14 protein-coding genes and 1 pseudogene are annotated in these 21,628 nt (G+C 54.5%); 8 read left to right on the forward strand and 7 right to left on the reverse strand.

The window, feature by feature from the left end:
* Nucleotides 1–17 precede the first annotated feature (17 nt).
* On the reverse strand, nt 18–1,280 hold the full coding sequence (gene petH / locus H6F75_RS01265; protein ID WP_190748460.1) for a ferredoxin--NADP reductase: 1,263 nt from the start codon (nt 1,278–1,280) through the stop codon (nt 18–20).
* A gap of 731 nt (nt 1,281–2,011) precedes the next feature.
* Here petH and H6F75_RS01270 point away from each other — a divergent pair.
* Complete coding sequence (locus H6F75_RS01270) at nt 2,012–3,022, forward strand: phosphoribulokinase (RefSeq protein WP_073608680.1); 1,011 nt, start codon at nt 2,012–2,014, stop codon at nt 3,020–3,022.
* A gap of 136 nt (nt 3,023–3,158) precedes the next feature.
* Nucleotides 3,159–3,563, forward strand: a complete 405-nt coding sequence (locus tag H6F75_RS01275) for a DUF2721 domain-containing protein (RefSeq protein ID WP_190627451.1) — start codon at nt 3,159–3,161, stop codon at nt 3,561–3,563.
* A gap of 71 nt (nt 3,564–3,634) precedes the next feature.
* Here the strand turns inward: H6F75_RS01275 and H6F75_RS01280 are convergent, their stop codons facing one another.
* A complete protein-coding gene (locus H6F75_RS01280) occupies nt 3,635–4,186 on the reverse strand; it encodes a hypothetical protein (protein ID WP_190748462.1) in 552 nt (183 codons plus the stop codon).
* A gap of 163 nt (nt 4,187–4,349) precedes the next feature.
* Here H6F75_RS01280 and H6F75_RS01285 point away from each other — a divergent pair, with 163 nt between their 5' ends.
* The gene (locus H6F75_RS01285) at nt 4,350–4,538 is read left to right on the forward strand and encodes a CPXCG motif-containing cysteine-rich protein (protein ID WP_190748464.1); all 189 of its coding nucleotides are present in this window, start codon (nt 4,350–4,352) and stop codon (nt 4,536–4,538) included.
* Between the two features lie 232 nt (nt 4,539–4,770).
* Here the strand turns inward: H6F75_RS01285 and H6F75_RS01290 are convergent, their stop codons facing one another.
* A complete protein-coding gene (locus tag H6F75_RS01290; RefSeq protein WP_190748466.1) occupies nt 4,771–6,000 on the reverse strand; it encodes a DUF4336 domain-containing protein in 1,230 nt (409 codons plus the stop codon).
* A gap of 197 nt (nt 6,001–6,197) precedes the next feature.
* Here H6F75_RS01290 and msrB point away from each other — a divergent pair, with 197 nt between their 5' ends.
* From msrB to mfd, 4 genes are all read left to right on the forward strand, one after another.
* Nucleotides 6,198–6,713 (forward strand): peptide-methionine (R)-S-oxide reductase MsrB, encoded by a 516-nt coding sequence (gene msrB, locus H6F75_RS01295; protein WP_190748469.1) that lies wholly within the window; start codon nt 6,198–6,200, stop codon nt 6,711–6,713.
* 131 nt (nt 6,714–6,844) lie between these two features.
* On the forward strand, nt 6,845–7,285 hold the full coding sequence (locus H6F75_RS01300; RefSeq protein WP_190748471.1) for a hypothetical protein: 441 nt from the start codon (nt 6,845–6,847) through the stop codon (nt 7,283–7,285).
* Nucleotides 7,286–7,729: 444 nt separating this feature from the next.
* On the forward strand, nt 7,730–8,398 hold the full coding sequence (locus H6F75_RS01305; protein WP_190748473.1) for a phosphoribosyltransferase: 669 nt from the start codon (nt 7,730–7,732) through the stop codon (nt 8,396–8,398).
* Nucleotides 8,399–8,754: 356 nt separating this feature from the next.
* Entirely contained in the window at nt 8,755–12,318 is a 3,564-nt protein-coding gene (mfd, locus tag H6F75_RS01310) for a transcription-repair coupling factor (RefSeq protein WP_190748475.1), read from the forward strand.
* 43 nt (nt 12,319–12,361) lie between these two features.
* On the opposite strand, the gene H6F75_RS01315 is transcribed toward mfd, so the two are convergent.
* Nucleotides 12,362–13,777, reverse strand: a complete 1,416-nt coding sequence (locus H6F75_RS01315) for a VCBS repeat-containing protein (protein WP_190748477.1) — start codon at nt 13,775–13,777, stop codon at nt 12,362–12,364.
* A gap of 784 nt (nt 13,778–14,561) precedes the next feature.
* On the opposite strand from H6F75_RS01315, the gene H6F75_RS01320 reads away from it, so the two are divergent.
* The gene (locus H6F75_RS01320; protein ID WP_190748479.1) at nt 14,562–15,668 is read left to right on the forward strand and encodes a DNA topoisomerase IB; all 1,107 of its coding nucleotides are present in this window, start codon (nt 14,562–14,564) and stop codon (nt 15,666–15,668) included.
* 247 nt (nt 15,669–15,915) lie between these two features.
* On the opposite strand, the gene glgX is transcribed toward H6F75_RS01320, so the two are convergent.
* The 3 genes and pseudogenes from glgX to H6F75_RS01335 form a co-directional block, all read right to left on the reverse strand.
* On the reverse strand, nt 15,916–18,045 hold the full coding sequence (gene glgX, locus H6F75_RS01325) for a glycogen debranching protein GlgX (RefSeq protein WP_190748481.1): 2,130 nt from the start codon (nt 18,043–18,045) through the stop codon (nt 15,916–15,918).
* 458 nt (nt 18,046–18,503) lie between these two features.
* Nucleotides 18,504–18,982, reverse strand: a pseudogene (locus H6F75_RS28695) (hypothetical protein).
* Between the two features lie 202 nt (nt 18,983–19,184).
* The gene (locus H6F75_RS01335; protein ID WP_190748483.1) at nt 19,185–21,560 is read right to left on the reverse strand and encodes a leucine-rich repeat domain-containing protein; all 2,376 of its coding nucleotides are present in this window, start codon (nt 21,558–21,560) and stop codon (nt 19,185–19,187) included.
* Between the last annotated feature and the right edge of the window lie 68 nt (nt 21,561–21,628).

Consider the following 21,628-nt stretch of genomic DNA (forward strand, 5'->3'; position numbering starts at 1 on the left):
GACGGACACCAAAAACCTTAGTAGGTCTCAACGTGCCAGCGGTGCTCTTTCTTCATCTGCTTGCGGAACTCAACCCAGTCAACGTTGTGCTTACTAGCTTCCGCCGCCATTGCTGAGTCAATGCCGTCTTCCATGCCCTTCAAACCGCACATGTAGGTGTGGGTATTGGGCTTTTGCATCAGCTCCCACAGCTCGGCAGCGTGCTCGCCCACCCGGTGCTGAATGTACATACGACCGCCCTCAGCATTTTGCTGCTCGCGGCTGATGGCGTAGGTGAGCTTCAAGTTGTCAGGGTACTGCTCCTGCATCTGCTCCAGCTCCTCTTTGTAGAGGACGTTGCCAGTATAGGCCACCCCAAAAATTAGCCAGGCTAGGCCCTTGAACTGATAGTCGGGGTTCTTCTTGCGCTCGGCTTCCTTGAACATGCGCCACAGATAGGCACGGAAGGGGGCGATTCCCGTCCCCGTCGCCAGCATGATGATGGTGGCCTCAGGGTCGTCAGGCAGCAGCATTTCCTTACCCACTGGCCCGGTGATTTTCACACCAGCCCCAGGCTCGATGCCACACAGAAACGTTGAGCAGGTGCCATAGACGGTCTCACCACTCTCGGGGTGCTTGTACTCTAGCTGGCGCACGCAGAGCGACACGGTTTTGTCATCCATGTTGTCGCCGTGGCGAGTCGAGGCAATGGAGTACAGGCGCAGCTTATGGGGCTTGCCCTTGTCGTCGGTGCCATCGGGAATAATGCCAATACTCTGGCCTTCCACGTAGTGCAGGTTGCCCTCAGACAGATCAAAGGTAATGTGTTGCACAATACCCGTCCCGCCTTCTCGAACCAGGGGCTCATTCGACAACACCTTGCCCACGTAGGGGCTGTTGGGCTTATAGAGGTTAACGGGCACGCTGGCAGCAGCGGCCTTGGGCTCGGCTTGAGTCATGGACTTATGGTTGGTTTGGGTGGGCGCGGTCTCAGCTGGGGCAACAGCTTCGGCGGACGCAACCACAGGCGCAGTGATCGGCGTAGGCACAGCATTGCTAGCAGTTCCCACCTCTTCAATGGGGCGAATGCTCACAATCTTGCCGCCCATGCGGGTGATCCGCTGCATCTCCTGATTCATACGGGTGTAGGGCACCGTAATAAAGACGCTGCCACTCTTGCGAATGGGGCTGGCCATCTGGTCATTCTCTACGCTCTGGCGCAGACCCTGCACCTCATATAGAAACAAGCGGCTTCCGGCCTCAGTACTGGCGTTGCCGCCGCTCACACTTGGATTGTACATATCTAAATTTCAGTGACTCTCTAGACCCAACTAAGTGCGACGGAGGCACACCGTCATGACCCGTCGCGCATGCTCTAATGAACCTATTCAGATAGTCCTAGGACCAATCTAAAGGCGGCAGCACTAGACATGCTTTTAGCTTAGGGTATCACTGTAAGACGGTGTAATGCCGTGAACTAGGAGATAGAGCGCACTGCAACTAATCCCCACGCTCAGCCTTTGCCCCAGTAATGGTTGCACTCTAGTCATATCCTGATAGAAAGATTGTGTTCTTTGCAGCAGCGAGCGTTAAGTTAATCTAAAAATCTCCGCTCGGCAAAAAAAGCTTGGGCCGTCGCCTATCCGCCCACCACCGAAAACTGTTGTGAAGGATACTGGCTTCTGATAGGATGAGACTAATTGCGGTAGAAATACTTATCCTCCAGAATGGTCTTGTGCCTAGGGCGGTTTAACTGCTTCAGAGGAGTATAAAAAGAGTCAGCGCTTGGGCTGTAACTTATTCTCAGCCAGGCAAGCGGTGGTGGTCTGAATGCTAGGGAAAATTTCGGTACTCCCTCTATTCAGAAGTCCTGAGCTTCACTGGCGCGACGTCGCAAGGCATTCACTCCCTGGGCCGATTGGTTTCGGGATGTTAGGCAATGGCTAAACCAGATTCACGTCTAGGAATGGCTTTCTTTTGCTGCGCTGCAGCGCTGGGTTCTATGTATATAAGGTTGTTTTAGGGGGAACTTATGATTAGCAAGCCAGGTAAGGTAGTTCTAATCGGTGTCGCCGGTGACTCTGGATGCGGTAAATCGACATTTCTGCGGCGTTTGAGCGATCTGTTTGGCGCTGAGCTCATGACCGTCATCTGCCTAGATGACTACCATAGCCTCGATCGCAAGCAGCGCAAAGAAGCCGGGGTGACCGCCCTCGATCCTAAAGCCAACAACTTTGATCTGATGTACGAACAGATCAAAGCCTTGAAAGAAGGCAAGAGCATTGACAAGCCGATCTATAACCACGAAACCGGTGAGCTCGATCCCCCCGAGCGGGTTGACCCCAACCGCATCATCGTCATTGAAGGCCTGCACCCCCTCTACGACGAGCGCGTGCGCGACCTGATCGACTTCAGCGTTTACCTAGATATCAGCGACGAAGTCAAAATCGCCTGGAAGATTCAGCGCGACATGGCCGAGCGTGGTCACACCTACGAAGACGTGCTGGCTTCTATCAACGCCCGCCGTCCCGACTTTGAAGCCTACATCGACATTCAAAAGCAGTATGCCGATGTGGTCATTCAAATTTTGCCTACCCAGCTCATCCCCAACGACGAAGAGAAGAAGGTGCTGCGGGTGCGCCTCATGCAGCGGGAAGGCATCGAAGGCTTCGACCCCGTTTACCTCTTCGACGAAGGCTCTACCATCGACTGGATCCCCTGCGGGCGCAAGCTCACCTGCTCTTACCCCGGCATTCGCATGCACTACGGCCCTGACTCCTACTACGGGCACGAGGTGTCGGTGCTAGAGGTAGACGGCCAGTTCGATCGCCTCGAAGAGCTGATCTACATCGAGAGCCACCTCAGCAACACCTCTACCAAGTACTACGGCGAAATGACTGAGCTGCTGCTCAAGCACCGCGAGTACCCCGGTTCGACCAACGGTAGTGGTCTGTTCCAGGTGCTGGTGGGTCTCAAAATGCGCGCTACCTACGAGCGCCTGATCGCCGCTGATCGCGAAGTGGCGGCTACGGCCCAAGCGTAAGCGGGTTTAGGATAACAGGTACAGGGTTTGAGGCTTACCCTTGCACCTGTTACCTTGGACCTCAAATCGGTCCAATTGAGTTTATCTGGCTTAATCGGGAGAGGATATCGATCAAGATGTCCTCTCCTTTTTTGCTATGGAACTAACTACCCCAGCGCTGCTATTTCCCGCTATTTCGCTGCTGCTGCTGGCCTATACCAACCGCTTTTTGGTGCTGGCCCAGCTGATTCGTCAGCTCCACAGCTCTGAGCGCGACTACTTTCAAAGCTTGGTGCAGCGCCAAATCGCTAACCTGCGTCAGCGGATTGCCCTGATTCGCCTGATGCAGGCTCTAGGGGTATCGAGCTTTATTGTCTGCACGCTATCCATGCTGGGGCTATTCCTAAATCAGCAGCAGCTGGCGGAAGTGCTGTTTGCTCTCAGCCTACTCTTGCTGGTGGCTTCGCTGCTGACGTCGCTCTACGAAATTGCGATTAGCACCCGCGCGATCGAGGCCGAGCTGGCCGACATCGACGCCAAATGTCGCCATCCCAAAGTCTGAGCTGCGCTCAGCTGCCGAGAACTTTACTCCGGTAGCTAAGCAAAGCCATTCCCCATCCCCGCAGGGAAACGTTACCGAGAGGTCAAGGTGAGGGTTTGGTTGGGCTCTATCACCACCACCCGCTGAGCGGTCGTATTGCCAATAATCGCCCCGGCTGCGGCTCCACCGATAATGCTGCCCACCGAGACGCGCCCGCTGAGAATGCCGCCGACAGCGGCCCCGCCCGCTGCCCCAATGCCGGCATCGGTAAGAATAGCGCCTGTGCTGGTTTCTCTAGGGTCTTTGATATCGCGCAGCAGTTCAGAAACGGCGTTGACGGTGTAGACCTGGTTGCCCACCTCTACCGCTGTGGCGACGTAGCGCACGCCGCCCTCCGCCGGCTCGAACTGACCGCGCACAATGGCTCCAGCGGGAATACTGCGCCCGTTGAGGTTGGTGGCAGCCCCGACCCGGAGGGTCTTCTCAACCGTGGCGTCGGTGTTGAGGTAGAGGGTTTCGCTGTTGGGGGTGATGGCCTGAATGGGCGACGACACAAACAGCTGGGCCTGGGCAATGGGAGCTTGCCCTAGGGCGATTACCGGCATGACCGCTAGCGCTAAAGCGGCTAAGTGACTAACTTTCATCACGACCTCCAGAAACATGCTTGAGTAGGGGTGCCCTTGTTGCGAGTCGGGCTCAGGGAAGAGTGGTAGGGTGACGTAGGCCTGCGATCGCCCTAATACCTCTAGTTCTTGAGGACGAGTCGCCCCTTGAGATGTTCCTGTTAGTTCTGAGCCACTGTTACCTATGGAATCTACCGCCGAGTACGCCTGCGCCTTTTGCGGCGAGATCAGCACCACCTTTGTCGATCTCTCCGCTGGGCTCACCCAGTCCTACATTGAAGACTGCCAGGTGTGCTGTCGCCCCAACCAGTTTTACGTCACCATCGACGACGTCTCGTTGGTGATCGAAATTGCCACAGACTATGTTGAGTGATGCTCAACATTTGAAACTTTAGCGCGCTTCGCAACGGCTAGTTAACGCCGTTTCCCAAAACGTTACCTGCAAGGCGACGGCAGTAAAGAGCTAGAAGTCAGTCTGCTAGAAACCGCAGAGATTACCGCTAGGCCACCCACGGTCTCAATCGCTGTGATCACGTAGAGAACGGTGAATGGAGCAAAGACTTTTAAGCCTGTGATGCTAAAACGCAGCCCCTGATCAGAATTCCTTAGGCCTCTTTTTTGCTCTCCGGAGAATTGAGAATTGACTGACGAGGTCGAGAAATGCCTTGGCTGAGCAACAGCGCTTCAATTTGCTCTAACAATTCAAAATCGGCCGCTGGCAGAGCCGCATTGTTTTTGGCAAATAGATCAGCCCGTAAAAAATTAAATGCTTCTAAAAACTGCCTTGGGGTAGCGGCGATAGGGGCCTCTAAATGAGCCGAAATAATGCGCTCGAACTGCCAGGTGGCGACTGTTTTTGCCCAGTCTAAAACTACTTCGGGTCCCCGGTTAAAGATTAAGGTTTTGAGAATCGGAGCGACCTGAAGCTGCCCATCGTTGTGCAGTGCCTCAAAGGATTTAGGCCAGTCAGACCGCCAGCGAAAGGGATAGAAGCCGAAGTAGTGCTGGCGCGATCGCACCGGGGCCTGCTTTGCCTCTCGCCACATTTCTCCCGTAGTGGCCACTTCCAGGGTGCTAGGGCAAAAGTAAAAGGCAAACAGGGCAATGCGCTGCCAACCTCTGCGGCGATTCTCAGGCGTATCGACGATCGCATCGGTAGCCTTGTCTCTGGCGTGAAACAGCAGTGGGAAGGGGTCGATCTGCACGATCGCCGGCGGCTCCGCTGGGATGGCTACGATCGCATCGGTCAGCATCAGCGTGCGACTGGCCCGGTGGTAGCAGGCCGTCTCGCCAAAGGGCCCTAGCCCCAAGTCGATCGGGGGCAGCAGGGCATAGTCAACCTGGTCGGCAAAGGGGGCCTGGGCGCTGTCGTCGGGGAGAATATGGGTGCGATCGCGCGGTAGACCCAGCCACGGCAGCGGCAAATTGAGCGGAAAACTCCACTGGTTCGGCGTCACATATACCTGCGCCTGGGGAAACTGACGGGCAAAGGGCCCCACAAACACCTTGTGCTCAATGCCCGTCACCGTAGACATGACAATGTAGTGCACCGGGCCGTAGCGCTCTTCTAGCTCGCGCACGAGGGCCACGCATTCGGGCGTGGGGGCCACTGGGGAATACACCAGCAGACCGGTGGGCTCCAGCCGCACCACCGTCATGCGAATCGGCACAACCACGTAAAAAATGCCCTGGAACTGCTCAAAAGTCCACACCAGGTCTTTGACCACCTCTACCCGCTGGGTCGGTCGCTGACCGTAGGGGTAGAGGGGCACTAGGGGCCAAAAGGGCCAGGCGCGGTCGCGGCGAGTAGATGAGACAGAGGTAACAGCTGACATAGGGCTCGGCGACAATCCCTGAAGCGAATCAATCCTAGTCATAGCCTACTAAATAAAAGGGATTCAGGGGAATTGCCGCCAATTCTCAGGCCGCTATCAGCGTTGCCCAGGAGAGATACGTTAAGTTAAATAAAACAAGGTTCTGACCACGGCATGCTTGGCGATCGCCGTCCTTACACCCCTACCGTTACTCTGCCATGAAGCGACGCAAGCTACTGGAAGCGGGCACCGCCGTTGTCGGCGGCAGCTGGCTTTTGAGCAATTTCACCGCTGAAGTTTTTTCTAATCAACTGGATACTATGGCTACTACCGACGAACAGTTTACCGTCAACAAAACCGAGCAAGAATGGCGTGACCAGCTCACCCCTGAGCAGTTTCGCGTACTGCGCAAGCACGGCACCGAGCGAGCCGGTTCTAGCCCCCTCGACAAGGTCTATGAGCCCGGCACCTACAACTGCTCGGGCTGCGGCACTCCCCTCTTTACCTCTGACACCAAGTTCAACAGCGGCACTGGCTGGCCCAGCTTCTATGCACCCATCGAGGGCGCCATTGCTACCACCACCGATCGCTCCTTCTTTATGACTCGAGTCGAAGTGCACTGTGCCAACTGCGGTGGTCACTTGGGCCACGTCTTCCCCGATGGGCCTGCCCCCACTGGCCAGCGCTACTGCATGAACGGGGTTTCCCTAGAGTTCGTACCCAAGTCAGCTTAGACCTTACTTAGCCCGTCTCTGCCCCCGTTGTGACCTTGTTGCAACGGGGGTTTGCTGTTGCAAATCTGGTAACCCAGATTGTTGCTCCTATTAGCTTTTCTAGAATGGGGCAACAGTTACAAGAGAGTGCTATGAAAACACAAATAGGCTTATCGCGGTGGTTTGGGCTAGCTGCTGGCCTCGGTTTACTGGTTGCCGGTGGGGCCGCCATTTCGCTGGTCACTCAGGCAGAACCAAGCCTGGCCCAAACCGCTGAAGCATCGACTCTGCCAGGAGTTTGGCGACCCGCCAGCGAAGCGGATGAAGCGCTGATTTGGCGCTTTGTGCTGCAAAGTCCCATGGGAGTAGCCGCACTCAACCAGCTTGCCATTGAAGGCTTTATCAGCCCCCTTTGCGAGAAAACGCTGTATACCCACGCAACCTACGAGTCGTTTCAAACCCTATTGCAGGTGCAGTGCCCCACGCCGGGGGGCGTCTCTACTGCCCGCGCCTATGACGAAATGCGCGTTACCTTCAACCGCTTTGAGGACACCATTGACACCTTCTCGGTAGAGCGAATCTATACCGACTGACCCTGAGATTTAGACCTGAATGGATCAGTGCGCGGGTCACCTTGACCCAATGCTGGTGTTCGGTGTGTTGTGCTGTAAGCTCGACACACCGTTACTTTTGAGTTGATGTGCTGGCGCGTTAGCTTAACGCATCCTCATAAAAATTTAGACATTTCTATAGTTTGTTTGCTTGCTTAATTGCTGACAATAATTGCTCCTTTGAACGACAAAAAATCACAGTTTTCCTCAGGAATACATCTAATGAAAGAAGCCGATAATAGTTTGGCACCATACCATCTATCCATGTAACCAAACTTTTAGTATTAGCTCTAAAAACCTAGTTTTTTGCCAATCTAAAAGTTGCTGAAAGGTGGAAAGGGCGAACACGGCATTGATCCAACAGATTTTTGTCAATTGCCGTTGCGTGTCTCAGCTATTTGGTGATACTTCTTTGAGCTTAAAGCCATGCTTTTTAAGAGTAGAGTTGATGCTGGGCAACGATTGGCCAATCTCCTACAGCCCTACGCCAATCGGCCTGATGTAATCGTCATCGCGCTACCCCGGGGTGGAGTGCCGGTCGCGGCTCAGGTGGCCAATGCCCTTGATGCCCCGCTAGACGTGCTGGTTGTACGAAAGCTTGGGATACCGGGGTTTAGGGAGACCGCCATGGGGTCGATCGCCTCGGGCAACTTCCTATATTTCAACCAGGATTTAATTCGGCGTTTGGCTATTACACCTGAAGAAATTGATGTCGTGGTGCAGCAGGAACAGGAGGAACTCCGGCGGCGAGAGCACGCTTATCGCGACAATCTTGCTCCCCTAGATCTGCGCGATCGCATCGTTATTTTGGTTGACGATGGCCTGGCCACTGGGGCGACCATTCAGGTCGCTATTGAAGCCGTCAAGCAGCAGCGCCCGAAGAAATTGATCGTAGCCGTCCCGGTTGGTGACCGCGAGGTTTGCGACTCGGTGGGAACCGCCGTTGACCGTATCATCTGTGCCGAGACTCCCCAACCGTTTTACGCAGTGGGGCTTTGGTACGAGGAATTTTCTCAAACCTCCGACGACGAGGTGCGATCGCTCCTGCACCAGGCCAAACCCCGTTCCCGCGAGACCGCTAGCCAGCCTCAGTAGCCCCGCTGTGGCCTCTCTCACCAGGCTGCTCCGACGAACCGCTGACATCAGTGCACACAGAGCCCTCAACTAGGGCATGCTCGGCGTCATCTGTCGCCCAAATATAGAATTTGCTGGCCATTACACTCAGCTGGGCGGGCTTAACCGCCAAGCGCGATTCCCGCTGTCAAGCACTTAGGTGTTTGACCCAGAAACGTTTCTTTTAGCTCCGTAGAGTTCCACAAAGCTGTCATAATGGCTTGGCCATTATTAAAATAAGTAACGTGAGGCTGGCTCTCCAAGGCCGATTGTTCATGCCCTCTGCTTGCAAAGTTGAGGGGGTTTTGTGCTTCTAATTTTGCCCTGTCGCGCGTCCTATGGCCTTTTCTTCCATTACCCGTGCCCTGCAGCGCTCTCCTCTAGCTGGAGAACTGCTAACTAAGCTCGACCAGCAGGGCCGACTGGTGCTCAACGGCGTCGCTCGACTGCCTAAGGGGTTAGTGTCCTCGGCCCTGGCCCTAGCTCAGCAGCGCCCCCTGTTGGTGATTACCGCCACCCTAGAAGAAGCCGGACGCTGGGCCACTCAGCTCGAAGCTATGGGCTGGGACACAGTGCACTTTTACCCCACCTCTGAAGCCTCCCCCTACGACCCCTTTGACCAGGAGTCAGAAATGACCTGGGGGCAGCTACAGGTTTTGGCGGAGCTGCTGGCCCTGCGGGCTGCTGGGTCAGAATCGCCGTTGCGCAAGCTGGCGGTAGTCGCGACCGAGCGGGCACTACAACCTCACCTGCCGCCGGTTTCGGCCCTAGAACCCTACTGCCTGCGGCTAGAGCTGAAACAGGAAATTAACTTCAAGGCGCTAGGTCAGCGATTGGCCACCCTTGGCTATGAGCGCGTGACAATAGTTGAAACCGAGGGCCAGTGGGCGCAGCGGGGCGACATTATCGACGTGTATCCGGTGGCGTCGGAGCTGCCAGTGCGGCTAGAGCTGTTTGGCGACGAGCTAGAGCGCCTGCGGGAATTTGACCCAGCCACCCAGCGATCGCTCGATGCCGTCGACCACTTGGTGCTCACCCCCACCCAGTATGGCCCAGTGATCATCGAGCAGTTGCGATCCCAGGGCAAACTGGAAGGCCTGCTGTCTGAAGCCGCTCAAGAAGGGCTAGCCAGCGGCATTCTCCCTGAAGGCACCCGCCGCTGGCTGGGGCTAGCCTTTTCCCAACCCGCCTCTTTGCTAGACTACCTGCCCGAAAACACCCTGATGGCGGTAGATGAGGTTGATCAGTGCCAGGCCCACAGCGATCGCTGGCTCGAACATGTCGAAGACCACTGGAACGAGGTGAAGAGTCAGGGGTGGGGAGTGGGAAGTGGGGGAGATGGGGGAGATGGGGAGGAAGACTCATCCACCCATCCACCCATCCACCCATCCACCCCCTACTCCCTACCCAAGATTCACCGCCCCTTCCTCGATACCCTCAGCGACGCCGAGGTGTTCCCCCGCATTGATCTATCTGAAATCGCCGAGGCCAACAGTGGCCTAAACCTATCGAGCCGACCGGTGCAGGCGATTCCGCACCAGTTTGGCAAGCTAGCCGAAACGATTCGCAAGGAGTGCGATCGCAAATACTCGGTCTGGCTGGCCTCGGCTCAGCCGTCTCGCTCTGTCGCCCTTCTACAGGAACACGACTGTCCGGCGCAGTTCATTCCTAACCCGAAGGATTTTAATGCGATCGACAAGCTGCACACCCAGCATGTGCCTGTGGCGGTCAAGTATTCCGGGTTGGCAGAATTAGAAGGCTTTGTGCTGCCCACCTTCCGCATTGTGGTGGTGACCGATCGCGAGTTCTTTGGCCAGCACACCCTGGCGACCGGCGGCTACGTGCGCAAGCGGCGGCGGGCTGCCTCCAAACAAGTCGACCCCAACAAGATGAAGCCGGGGGATTTTGTCGTCCACCGTAGCCACGGCATCGGCAAATTTATCAAGCTCGAAAGCCTGGTGCTCAATAACGAAACCCGCGACTACCTGGTGATTCAGTACGCCGATGGGCTGCTGCGGGTCGCTGCCGATCAGGTAGGCTCGCTTTCCCGCTATCGGGCTGCCAGCGGCCAGGCCCCGGTGCTCAACAAAATGACCAGCACCGCCTGGGAGAAAACCAAGGGCCGCGCCAAGAAAGCCATTCAAAAAGTGGCGGTGGATCTGCTCAGGCTCTACGCCCAGCGGGCCAAGATGGAGGGCTTTTCTTACCCTGCCGACATGCCCTGGCAGCAGGAGCTAGAGGATTCTTTTCCCTATCAGGCTACCCCCGACCAGCTCAAGGCCGTGCAGGATGTCAAGCGCGATATGGAGAGCGATCGCCCCATGGATCGCCTGGTCTGCGGTGACGTCGGCTTCGGCAAAACCGAAGTCGCCCTACGCGCCATCTTCAAAGCCGTCACTGCTGGGCAGCAGGTGGCCCTGCTGGCCCCCACCACCATCCTCACCCAGCAGCACTACCACACGCTGAAGGAGCGCTTCGCTCCCTACCCGATCCAGGTGGGGCTGCTCAACCGCTTCCGCAGCCAGCAGGAGAAAAAAGATATTCTGCAGCGGCTGAAGACGGGTGAACTCGATGTGGTAGTCGGCACCCACCAGCTGCTCGGCAAAGGCGTCGCCTTCAAAAGCCTGGGTCTTCTGGTGGTGGATGAAGAACAGCGCTTTGGCGTTAACCAGAAAGAGCGGATCAAATCCCTCAAAACCCAGGTGGATGTGCTCACCCTTAGCGCCACCCCGATCCCCCGCACTCTGTATATGGCCCTATCTGGGGTGCGCGAAATGAGCTTGATCACTACGCCGCCGCCGTCGCGTCGCCCGATCAAAACCCACCTGTCGCCCCACGATCCCGAAGCGATTCGCACTGCTATCCGCCAAGAGCTGGATCGGGGCGGCCAAGTGTTCTATGTGGTGCCCCGCGTTGAGGGCATTGAGGAGGTCTCCGCCAAAATCCGCGAGATGGTGCCAGCGGCGAGAATCGCGATCGCCCACGGCCAGATGGACGAAGGCGAACTGGAATCGACTATGCTCACCTTCAGCAACGGCGATGCCGAAGTGCTGCTCTGCACCACCATCATCGAGTCAGGCCTTGATATCCCTCGGGTCAACACCATTCTGATCGAAGACGCCCACCGCTTTGGCCTCTCCCAGCTCTATCAGCTGCGGGGAAGAGTGGGGCGGGCGGGCATTCAGGCCCACGCCTGGCTGTTTTACCCCAAAAAATCCCTCACTGACAAAGCCCGCCAGCGCCTGCGCGCCATTCAAGAATTTACCCAGCTCGGCTCTGGTTACCAGCTGGCCATGCGCGATATGGAAATTCGCGGCGTCGGCAACCTGTTGGGGGCCGAGCAGTCGGGCCAGATGGATGCGATCGGCTTCGACCTCTATATGGACATGCTCGAGGAGGAAATTGCCGAAATTCGTGGTCAAGACATTCCCAAAGTCGAAGACACCCAGGTCGATCTCAACGTCACCGCCTTTGTGCCCAACGACTACATCCCTGACCTGGAGCAAAAGATGGGAGCATACCGCTCCCTGGCCTCGGCCAACAGCAAGGTGGAGCTCATGCAGATTGCAGCGGATTTGAGCGATCGCTATGGCCCCATCCCCTACGCTACCGAGCAGCTCGTGCGCATGTTGCAACTCAAGCTGGTGGCCAAGCACGCCGGTTTCTCTCGCATCAAGCCTGAGGGCAAACAGCACGTGGTGATGGAAACCCCGATGGAAGAACCCGCATGGAAGAAGCTCAGCGAGAATCTGCCCAGCCACTTAAAGACGCGCTTTGTCTACAGCGGGGGCAAAGTCGTGGTGCGCGGCCTAGGCGTGCTCAAACCCGACAAGCAGCTGGAGAGCCTGACGGAATGGTTGGGCTATTTGCAGGGGGCGATTGCAGAGCCGCTAGCTATTTAAACTAGAGCTGCCTTGTCGTGAGCTTGCAGGCGTTTGGCCTGGGTCATACCGTAGATGTCCAACCCGCTGCCGGATCTACGGTGGGTATTAGGCCACCTTGGCTGAAGGTAAAGCCGTCCATTAGCCAGACTGCATTTTCCCCCGTCGTGCGGTTCTGCCAAAGAATATCTAATTCGCCATCCTGATCAAAGTCAGCAGCGCCTTGAGCTTGCCACTCAGCCGGGGCAGCGGTGGTTTCAATACCCTCAATAAGGGTAGTGCCGTCCATTCTCCAAAACACATTGGTGCCCGCAGTGCGGTGCCGCCAAAAGATATCCATGTTGCCGTCGTTAGAGAAATCCCCCACTGCTCCTACTTCCCAATTTAGGTCAGTGACGGGAGTAATTAGTTCGCCGGAGATGCGCTTAGTACCATTCATCATCCAGACGGCATTTTCACCAGAGATGGCATGTCGCCATAAAAGGTCGTCCTTACCATCGTTATTAAAATCGCCGGCTTCAACTACCTTCCAGTCTGGGCCAACATCGTCTAATAGTTCACCCGATAAAAGATTTACTCCATCCATTAGCCAAACAGCAGCTTGGTTAGAAAATTTGTGTTGCCAAACTAGGTCGGAACTACCGTCACCATTCAAATCACCTACAGCTTTGATATCCCACGCCGCTTCAACCTCAGGGCTTATGAAAGCTACACTGGAAAAGTCAGTGCCATTCATCAACCAAAGGCCGACTTTTCCTCCCGCCTGGTTACGCCAGACAATATCGGCCGTATCGTCACCGTTAAAGTCGGGAAAACTGGGTAAAAGGGGAGGGATATTGAGGGTGATTTTGCCTAGAGTGAAGTCAGCATAACCTTGATCAGTGTTATCGCCAAAGAAAAGAAAATTTTGGGTTTCGTAGGGGTTAATTGCATTAGGAAAGGGAGGATTGCTACTAGATGGGTCAAAATTATAGTCGCGAAGTAACCCCGTCAACAGAGTTTCGTTATTTACAGCTAGCGAATAGCGATCGCCTTTAACGATAACTCGGTATTGGTTTTTGCTGCTGATTTCTAAAGCAGCTGTGCTCTTCTCCCCTTGGCTGGCCGCGTTGAGATTCGCGTTTTGAATAAAAATATAGTCGCTGTTAATACCAGCTTCTTTAAAGCCAAATTCAGCCCCTTTGCTGAGATCGTTACTGATTAGGGTGAAGCTAAACCCAGCTCTATTGGGATTGCTCTGCTCATAGGCAATGGCCAGATCAAACTCGATGCTAAAACCCAAATCTGGATTTAAGGCAAGAAATGAGGGATTAACCGGTACTAGACTGGCCGAGTCAAGGTTGAAGTTAAAAATATCGACATTTTCGAGACCAAGATCGATGCTGTAGTTGCTAAACCCAGTGTAGCCTTGGTTGGCAGTGGGCGTTAAAAACCGTCCGGTGGGGATTTTAGTCGCCCCGTCTGAGAGATAGTAGGCCATGGGATTGTAGCCCGGCGAAATTGCCAGCCGCGTTCCCCTAGTGTTGAGTTGAACCCCCGCACTGCTAGTGACTCTGCTGAGAGGTGCGACCTCAAAAACGTCGGTGATATCTGAGATGTTGCTGGGCGGAAACGCCTGCACAAAAATCGGAAAGGTTGGCAGTTGACCATAGGTTAAGAACCCGCCTGCTAAAGGGTCTGGATTGATGGCGGGGTCATAGATAGTAGCTGACAAGCGAGGACGGATAAAATCAAATGACATGCGAGGCTCTCCAAAACAGCTGCTAGTTCGGTAATGACGCTAGTGATAAGGTCGATCGCAGAAGGGGAGCGAAGTCTTAGTCTAAGGGGCTGAACGGTGGCGCGATCGCGGCCAAAGTTTCTAGAGCAGCGCCTTCTAGCATCTGAAAACTTTGCCAGACATAGAGCGCTTCAGAATAAGTTTCTCAGTAAATTTACGGTAGCTTCAGTTATTGGTGAACTTTGATCCATAGGACACTGACATAGAATTCAAGTCTCTGCTGGCGAGGTGATCTGTGGTAGCAGACCCAACTTGTTCATCGTAGACACCCGCGTATCGCTGGACAGTGACCAGTTCACTTCGCCTGAGGTTGCTTGGTTAAGCCTGATTACCAGTCAGGTATAGAAGCGAGCTAGTTGAGTCTAGAGACCATACTTAGGCTAGAGCCAAGGGGTCTTTAACATCTTTTAGGCTAGGAGAACTGCCGGATCAGCGCATTAATTGCTGATGGGCAAAGTACTAATTTGCCTGGTCCAAAACCTGAATGGCTACAACTTCGCCTCCGCTTGTTGATAGTGCAGCTCCCAGTCTGGCGTTGTCCTCGGTAACTGTCGAGGAACCGGCTCAGTCAGCCCGCGCTGCTGGATTGCGCTACGTCTGCGACGATTGCCCCGGTTGGGGACGGCGGCGTAGCGGCAAGGGGTTTGTCTACTTTGACGAGAAGGGCGATCGCATCTCAGACCCCGACCAGCTAAAACGAATCAAGGCCTTGGTGATCCCCCCCGCATGGGAAACGGTGTGGATCTGCCCCTCTCCCAATGGTCATTTGCTGGCTACTGGGCGCGACGCCAAAGGCCGCAAGCAGTACCGCTACCATCCCAACTGGCGCACCGTTCGTAACCAGACCAAGTTCGACCGGCTGATTCCCTTTGCCTATGCTCGTCCTCTCATTCGCGAGGTCACCGATCGCGATCTTCGTCTGCGGGGTCTACCCCGAGAAAAGCTGCTGGCGGTTGTTGTACGGCTGCTCGATGCCACCGTGATTCGCATTGGCAACGACGAGTACCGGGAGCAGAACCAGTCCTTTGGGCTAACTACCCTACAAGAACAGCATGTAGAGGTGGGAACGAGCAAAATTCGCTTTAACTTTGTGGGCAAAAGCGGCGTAGAGCACGAGATTGAACTAAGCGATCGCCGCCTGGCCCGAGCGATCAAACTCTGCCAAGATCTCCCTGGTCAACAGCTGTTTCAGTACCTAGATGATGAAGGGCAGCACCACGCGATTGACTCTGACGATGTCAACCGCTATCTGCAAACCATTACTGGTGAAGACTTTACCTCCAAAGACTTTCGCACCTGGGCCGGTACCGTCTACACGGCTCGGATTCTCAACGAACTCGGGGAACTCACCTCAAAAACTCAGGCTCAGGCCAACATTCGTGAGGCCATTAAAGGGGCAGCGCAGCACCTGGGCAACCGGGTTGCCACCTGCCGCAAGTTTTACGTGCACCCCACTGTGACCCAAGCCTACGAGGAGGGCTGGCTGTTAGAAGTTTGGCGATCGGCAGAACAGACTCCCAGCGATCTAGATTTAACCGCTGAGGAAAAAGCTTTAGTTGCCGTGCTGAGTTATTCCCAAACACAAGAATAAGTTGTCAGGGGATGGAGCTGGCTGCTCTGTTTAATGTCGCTGAGAAAACTCGATCGCTAAAAGGGCATTTAAACAGCGATTTGCTGTAGGTTGAGTGCCGGCTGATCCCCCTGCCCCCTTTAACAAGGGGGTTAGAGAACGAGATCTGGAGAGCCCGCTCTTTAAGGGGGCCGCGCAGCGGGGGATCTTCACACTGGGACGTGATAGGAATCCCCCCTGCCCCCCTTAAAGAGCGGGGTGAAAGTGACTAAATTAACCGCTGCAATACCATCAGCGATCGCGCCGCCACCGGAACATTTTTGTCGCCTGTGACGATACGCTCCTCAGTAACAAATCGAGGCTCCGTCGTATCGATCACCACTGACCACTCATAGGGTTGAAACAGCTCAGCCAGCTTAAAATCAATTGTCTCGTAGTGGGCATTGAAAAACATTAAAAAGTCGTTGTCGCTGACGCGCTCTCCCTGCTTGCCGGGGCTGGGGATCTTGTCGCCGTTGAGAAAAACTGCGATCGACTTGATGTAGCCGATGTCCCACTGTTCTTGGTCCATCTCGCTGCCATCGGGGCTGTGCCAGCTAATATCAGTTACCCCAGAGCCGTGGATAGCCTGCCCCTGAAACCACTTACGGCGGCGAAACACCGGATGCTGTCGCCGGAAAAAGATCAGCTCTCGGCAAAAATTGATCAGGTCTTCATTGCCTTTGGGCAGGTTCCAGTCAAACCAGGAAACCTCATTATCCTGGCAGTAGCCGTTGTTGTTGCCCTGTTGGGTGCGGCCCATTTCGTCGCCCCCCAGCAGCATGGGCACCCCTTGCGAGAGCATCAGGGTGGTTAAAAAATTGCGCCGCTGCTGCTCGCGCAGCTGCAAGACCTCGGGATCATCCGTTAGCCCCTCCACCCCGCAATTCCAGGATGAATTGTTGCTTTCTCCGTCCTGACTGTTTTCGCCATTGGCTTCGTTGTGCTTGTCGTTGTAGCTCACCAAGTCATTGAGCGTGAATCCGTCATGGGCGGTGACGAAGTTGATGCTGGCGTTGGGCTGCCGTCCATTCATCTGGAAGTAGAGATCGGGGCTGCCGGTAAGGCGGTAGGCAAACTCTCCCAGGGTTTCATCCTGCCCCCGCCAAAAGTCGCGCACCGTGTCGCGGTAGATGCCGTTCCACTCCGACCAGTTGACCGGAAAGTTGCCCACCTGGTAACCGCCCATGCCCACATCCCAAGGTTCAGCAATTAGCTTTACCCCAGCCAGCAGCGGGTCTTGGTGAATCAGGTCAAAAAAGGCCGACAGGCGATCGACGTCGTACAGTTCTCGGGCTAGGGCAGACGCCAGATCAAACCGGAAGCCGTCGATGTGCATCTCGCCGACCCAGTAGCGCAGGCTATCCATAATTAGCTTAAGCACCTGGGGGCTACGCATATGGAGGGAGTTGCCGCAGCCGGTGAAGTCCATGTAGTAGCGCGGGTCATCTTCCATGAGCCGGTAGTAGCTGACATTGTCAACGCCGCGCAGCGAGAGAGTCGGCCCCATGTGGTTGCCTTCCCCAGTGTGGTTGTACACCACGTCGAGAATCACCTCAATGCCCGCTTGGTGCAGAGCCTTTACCATCTCCTTAAATTCCTGCACCTGTTCTCCCAAAATGCCGCTGGAGCTGTAGCCGGAGAAGGGTGCAAAAAAGTTAAGTGAGTCGTAGCCCCAGTAGTTTTTAAGGCCTTTATCGACCAAGTGACCGGGGTTGGAGAGATAGTGGTGAATCGGCATCAGCTCTACGGCACTGATGCCGAGCCGTTGCAGGTGCTCAATGGCGACGGGGTGGGCCATGCCCGCGTAGGTGCCCCGCAGTTCCTCAGGAATGTCGGGATGCTGCTTGGTAAACCCTTTGACATGCACTTCGTAGATGATGGTTTCGTGCCAGGGGGTGCGCAGTAGGGCATCGTCTTCCCAGTCAAACGTTTCGTCGATGACGACGGACTTGGGCATGAGGGCGGCGCTGTCGAGATCGGAAAAGGAGAGGTCTTCGTCGGGGCTTTCCCAGTCGTAGCCAAAGATCTCAGGCCCGCTGCCCACTTCTCCCGAAATGGCTTTGGCGTAGGGGTCAATCAGCAGTTTGTTGGGGTTGAAGCGATGCCCCTCGTGGGGGGCGTAGGGGCCATGCACCCGGTAGCCATACTCCTGGCCGGGGCCAATGCCGGGTAGGTAGCCGTGCCAAACAAAGTTGCTGACTTCAGTGAGGGGAACCCGAGTCTCTGTGCCGTCTTTGTCAAAGAGGCAAAGCTCAACGGCGGTTGCATGCTCAGAAAATAACGCGAAGTTGGTGCCTTTGCGGTCCCAATGGGCACCCAGGGGATAGACGTCACCGGGCCAAACTGCAACATGCATATGAGTGAAGGGCTTGGGTATAGATGGACAAAAGGCGATCGGCTACCCAAGTTTTTCTAAAGTTGTCAGCTCAAAGCCGACAGCCCTAGGAAACAAACTTGGGCAACCGTAGTCAGAACACTAAGCCGAGTGCAAATCAGGGAATGTCTTGAGACGCAGGTTTCTAAGCAAAACAAAGTGACCCCTCCTCACTACTATTTGAGAGAGTCAAGGCTGTTTTGTTTCGGCTTTTTAACTGTGTCCGAAGATTATCAGACCTTAGCAAAATCTTTTCTATTCAGAATCTATCTAGGGAAAGACCAAAACCTCGCGATCGCCACCCTGTCGCCAAGCCTGCCCTTGGCCCACCGATTTGCCCTGGGGTCTTTGCTGCACCACTTAGCCCATATAGCTGAAAGGGGGATGGCTAACTCACGTCAGCCATCCCCCGCTTGTGTTGTTTTAGATCAACCGATTGTTTAAGCGGCCATGTCGCTGGCTTTGGAGCGGCGTTTGCCCATGGCTTTGAAGCGTTCGCCCAGCTGGTCGGCCACGCTCTTGAGACCGGGGGAGTGGCGGGCGGCGGTTTTGACGTAGTCGTAAACCAGCAGGCTACCGGTCATCGATTCGCTGCCGACGGCGAGCAGGGTGTCGTCGACGGTTTCGGTGAGCTGCTCTAGCAGGCCCAGCACTTCGCTGAGGGCGACGGTGAGTTGGTAGTCGCGGTTAAGCTCGGCAATATCAAACTTGCCGGGGACAATGTCGGGGTTGTTTTGGGTGGCGGTGACGCTGTTGCGGACAAAGGCGAGGCTTTTGTCGCCCTTTTGAAGCGCTTGCGGCGTTCGTCGGGGGTGAGGTTGATGAGAAAGGGCAAATTGTTTTGAATGACGGCGATCGCCCTTTTGATCTCGGCCATGGATTGGTCTGAAATGGTGGCACTGATGTTGTCGTAAGGCATACCCTGAATTTTCCTTCTTTAAAGATGCGGGTTATGTTGGCCTAACCGGGCAGAACGTTTGCATGGTTTGCTCGGTCATAGGTGAAACATTCCCTGCGATCGGTGAGGGAGAGCGAAAGGTGCCCCTGTGCTGGGGCAATTCAGCCATTATGCTGAGGGTAAACTCACCACTATTCCGCCAGTAGATCCTCTGGAGAAGGTTTTAAAACGGGCTGACAGTTATTTGGCAATCGGGAATAGCAGCTCTGAATTCATCAATTCCATCTGTATTGTCAGTTTTGAGATTGAGGAATTTCAGGTTAGTGAGATTGACCAATGCACTCACATCGCTTACTTGTGTAGAGTCGAGGTTAAGTGAGGTGAGGTTAGTAAGATTGGCTAACGCAGTCACATCGCTTACCTGCGTAGAGCGGAGGTTAAGTGAGGTGAGGCTGGTGAGATTGGCCAACGCACTCACATCGCTTACCTGCGTAGCCCAAAGTTGAAGTGAGGTGAGGTTAGTAAGATTGGCCAACGCACTCACATCGCTCACCTGTGTCTCGCCGAGGCTGAGTGAGGTGAGGTTAGTAAGATTGGCCAACGCACTCACATCGCTCACCTGTGTCTCGCCGAGGCTGAGTGAGGTGAGATTTGTGAGATTGACCAATGCACTCACATCGCTCACCTGCGTAGAGCCAAGGTCAAGTGAGGTAAGGTTGGTGAGATTGACCAATGCACTCACATCGCTTACCTGCGTATAGCAAAGGTCGAGTGAGGTGAGGTTGGTGAGATTGGCCAACGCACTCACATCTCTCACCCACGTATACCAAAGGTCAAGTGAGGTGAGATTGATGAGATTGGCCAACGCACTCGCGTCACTCACCCGAGTAGAGCCAAGTTTGAGTGAGGTGAGATTGGTGAGATTGGCCAATGCACTCACATCGCTCACCTGCGTATAGCGGAGGCTGAGTGAGGTGAGGTTGGTAAGATTGGCCAATGCACTCACATCGCTCACCCGTGTAAAGCCAAGGTTGAGTGAGGTGAGATTGGTGAGATTAGCCAATGCACTCACATCGCTCAATCTCCTGAAATTCCAGTCTGGCAGTTTCCCTGTTTGTTCAACTGTTTGAGAAATGAATGGTATTTTTTGGAAATCCTTTACTAAGCCAGCGAGCTCTTCCCCCACCGCATTTGTCTTATCAAGAAAATAGGATTCAAGGCATCCGAGTGCTCGCGGCCCTCCAATCAATCCCAATGTCCTCACGCAGGCAGCCCGTACTGTGGCGCTCCATATTTTTCGGTATTTGAGGTAAGGAACTACAGCTTCACCACAGGTTGCTAAAGCTTCTGCATCGGTTTTGTTCTGAGGGGGTAGAAGCTGCTTTGAAAGCTTATCGAATGTTTCAGCTACAACTAGATCATTGAGTTGATAAGCATTTGTGACACACCGAAAAAAGAAAAACTGTTTTGATCTTAACTTTGCTGCTTTTCTCTTAGCTTCTCTTGAACGGCTGTTACCTGGTGAGTTGAGCGGCGTTTTTTCAAGAATGGAACGCACTAGCTTAGTTGCAAAGCTCGATCCATCTCGCGGCAGTGCAACTGCGAACAAAATGACAGGCTGCCATGCGGGGTCATCAGCATGGTCGGCCATAGTCTTCACATCCCCTATGTTGACAAATCGCTCAGCAGCCAAAAATTCCTTTAAAGTATTGTGTAAAAATTCAATTCGCTGCTCGCTTGACTCTTGAAGCACTCCACTTCGTTCCACCAAAGCTTGGCGAATTGTGGTAGGTTTAACTTCATTAAAACCGTAACTTGCTAAAGCTTCAGCTATTTGTTGATCTGCTTCGGTCTCCGAAATAGCAGACACACCACAGAGCACCATATGATAAGCTAGCTTTGATAGCAATCCTTTACGAATTCGAAAGTCAATCTTGCCGTAGGCCTCATCAATTATCCTCTGTTCATAAAGCTTCAGTCGCTCTTTATCACGCCGATCTAGCAGCATTTCGCAGAGCTTTTCACATAAATCGACCGGCGTTTCAGGCAGATTTTCTCGCCGTTGCAGATGCAGCGCACACACCACCGCACACAACAGCGGGTTTACCGCCAGCCTTGCTACAGCAGGTGTTTCATCCAATCGATGTTTGAGCCGTTTAGCTAAGGGTCGTAAATCAGTAAATTCGTTTGAGCTTCGCTGTTGCACCTCCATAGCCTCGTGCCACCGATCAATAAACGTATTGCGGTCAGCAGGTGCCATTGGCTCAACACGGGCAGACACAAACCCTAATTCATAAAACTCAGCCCGCTCAACTGCATCGGGTCGAGTAGTCACCACATAGTAGTTATCAGGATAGGTTTTAATGAGTTGACTAATATCCTGTAGCGCTTCATCCCTCATAAGAGGTGGCACTTCATCTACCCCATCAAACATAATGAGAGCTTGGCCATTGTTCAGCACCTCGTAAACCCAACCTAAAGGTGGATCGGGCAGTTCCTTCGCAAGTGGTAATGGAAAGTCTTCTGGGCGAGGTAACCTACCATTCGGGCAGTCTCGCAAGCGAATCACAAAAGGAACCTTATCTCGCCAGTCACTCATGACGACGGCATTTCTTGCAGCGATACGGCCTTTGGCTTCTTGATTAAAGCTCAGTTGGCTAAAATTTA

This window comes from Nodosilinea sp. FACHB-131 (genome assembly GCF_014695395.1).
In the GTDB taxonomy this organism is placed as follows: Bacteria; Cyanobacteriota; Cyanobacteriia; order Phormidesmidales; family Phormidesmidaceae; genus Nodosilinea.

What these genes read in the sequence shown, in the direction of transcription:
- H6F75_RS01275 (WP_190627451.1), top strand. Translation starts at nt 3,159, where the DNA reads ATGGAACTAACTACCCCAGCGCTGCTATTTCCCGCTATTTCGCTGCTG.
- H6F75_RS01320 (WP_190748479.1), top strand. Translation starts at nt 14,562, where the DNA reads ATGGCTACAACTTCGCCTCCGCTTGTTGATAGTGCAGCTCCCAGTCTG.
- H6F75_RS01290 (WP_190748466.1), bottom strand. Translation starts at nt 6,000, where the DNA reads ATGTCAGCTGTTACCTCTGTCTCATCTACTCGCCGCGACCGCGCCTGG.
- msrB (WP_190748469.1), top strand. Translation starts at nt 6,198, where the DNA reads ATGAAGCGACGCAAGCTACTGGAAGCGGGCACCGCCGTTGTCGGCGGC.
- glgX (WP_190748481.1), bottom strand. Translation starts at nt 18,045, where the DNA reads ATGCATGTTGCAGTTTGGCCCGGTGACGTCTATCCCCTGGGTGCCCAT.
- H6F75_RS01305 (WP_190748473.1), top strand. Translation starts at nt 7,730, where the DNA reads ATGCTTTTTAAGAGTAGAGTTGATGCTGGGCAACGATTGGCCAATCTC.
- H6F75_RS01280 (WP_190748462.1), bottom strand. Translation starts at nt 4,186, where the DNA reads ATGAAAGTTAGTCACTTAGCCGCTTTAGCGCTAGCGGTCATGCCGGTA.
- H6F75_RS01300 (WP_190748471.1), top strand. Translation starts at nt 6,845, where the DNA reads ATGAAAACACAAATAGGCTTATCGCGGTGGTTTGGGCTAGCTGCTGGC.
- mfd (WP_190748475.1), top strand. Translation starts at nt 8,755, where the DNA reads ATGGCCTTTTCTTCCATTACCCGTGCCCTGCAGCGCTCTCCTCTAGCT.
- H6F75_RS01315 (WP_190748477.1), bottom strand. Translation starts at nt 13,777, where the DNA reads ATGGCCTACTATCTCTCAGACGGGGCGACTAAAATCCCCACCGGACGG.
- H6F75_RS01270 (WP_073608680.1), top strand. Translation starts at nt 2,012, where the DNA reads ATGATTAGCAAGCCAGGTAAGGTAGTTCTAATCGGTGTCGCCGGTGAC.
- H6F75_RS01335 (WP_190748483.1), bottom strand. Translation starts at nt 21,560, where the DNA reads ATGAGTGACTGGCGAGATAAGGTTCCTTTTGTGATTCGCTTGCGAGAC.
- petH (WP_190748460.1), bottom strand. Translation starts at nt 1,280, where the DNA reads ATGTACAATCCAAGTGTGAGCGGCGGCAACGCCAGTACTGAGGCCGGA.
- H6F75_RS01285 (WP_190748464.1), top strand. Translation starts at nt 4,350, where the DNA reads ATGGAATCTACCGCCGAGTACGCCTGCGCCTTTTGCGGCGAGATCAGC.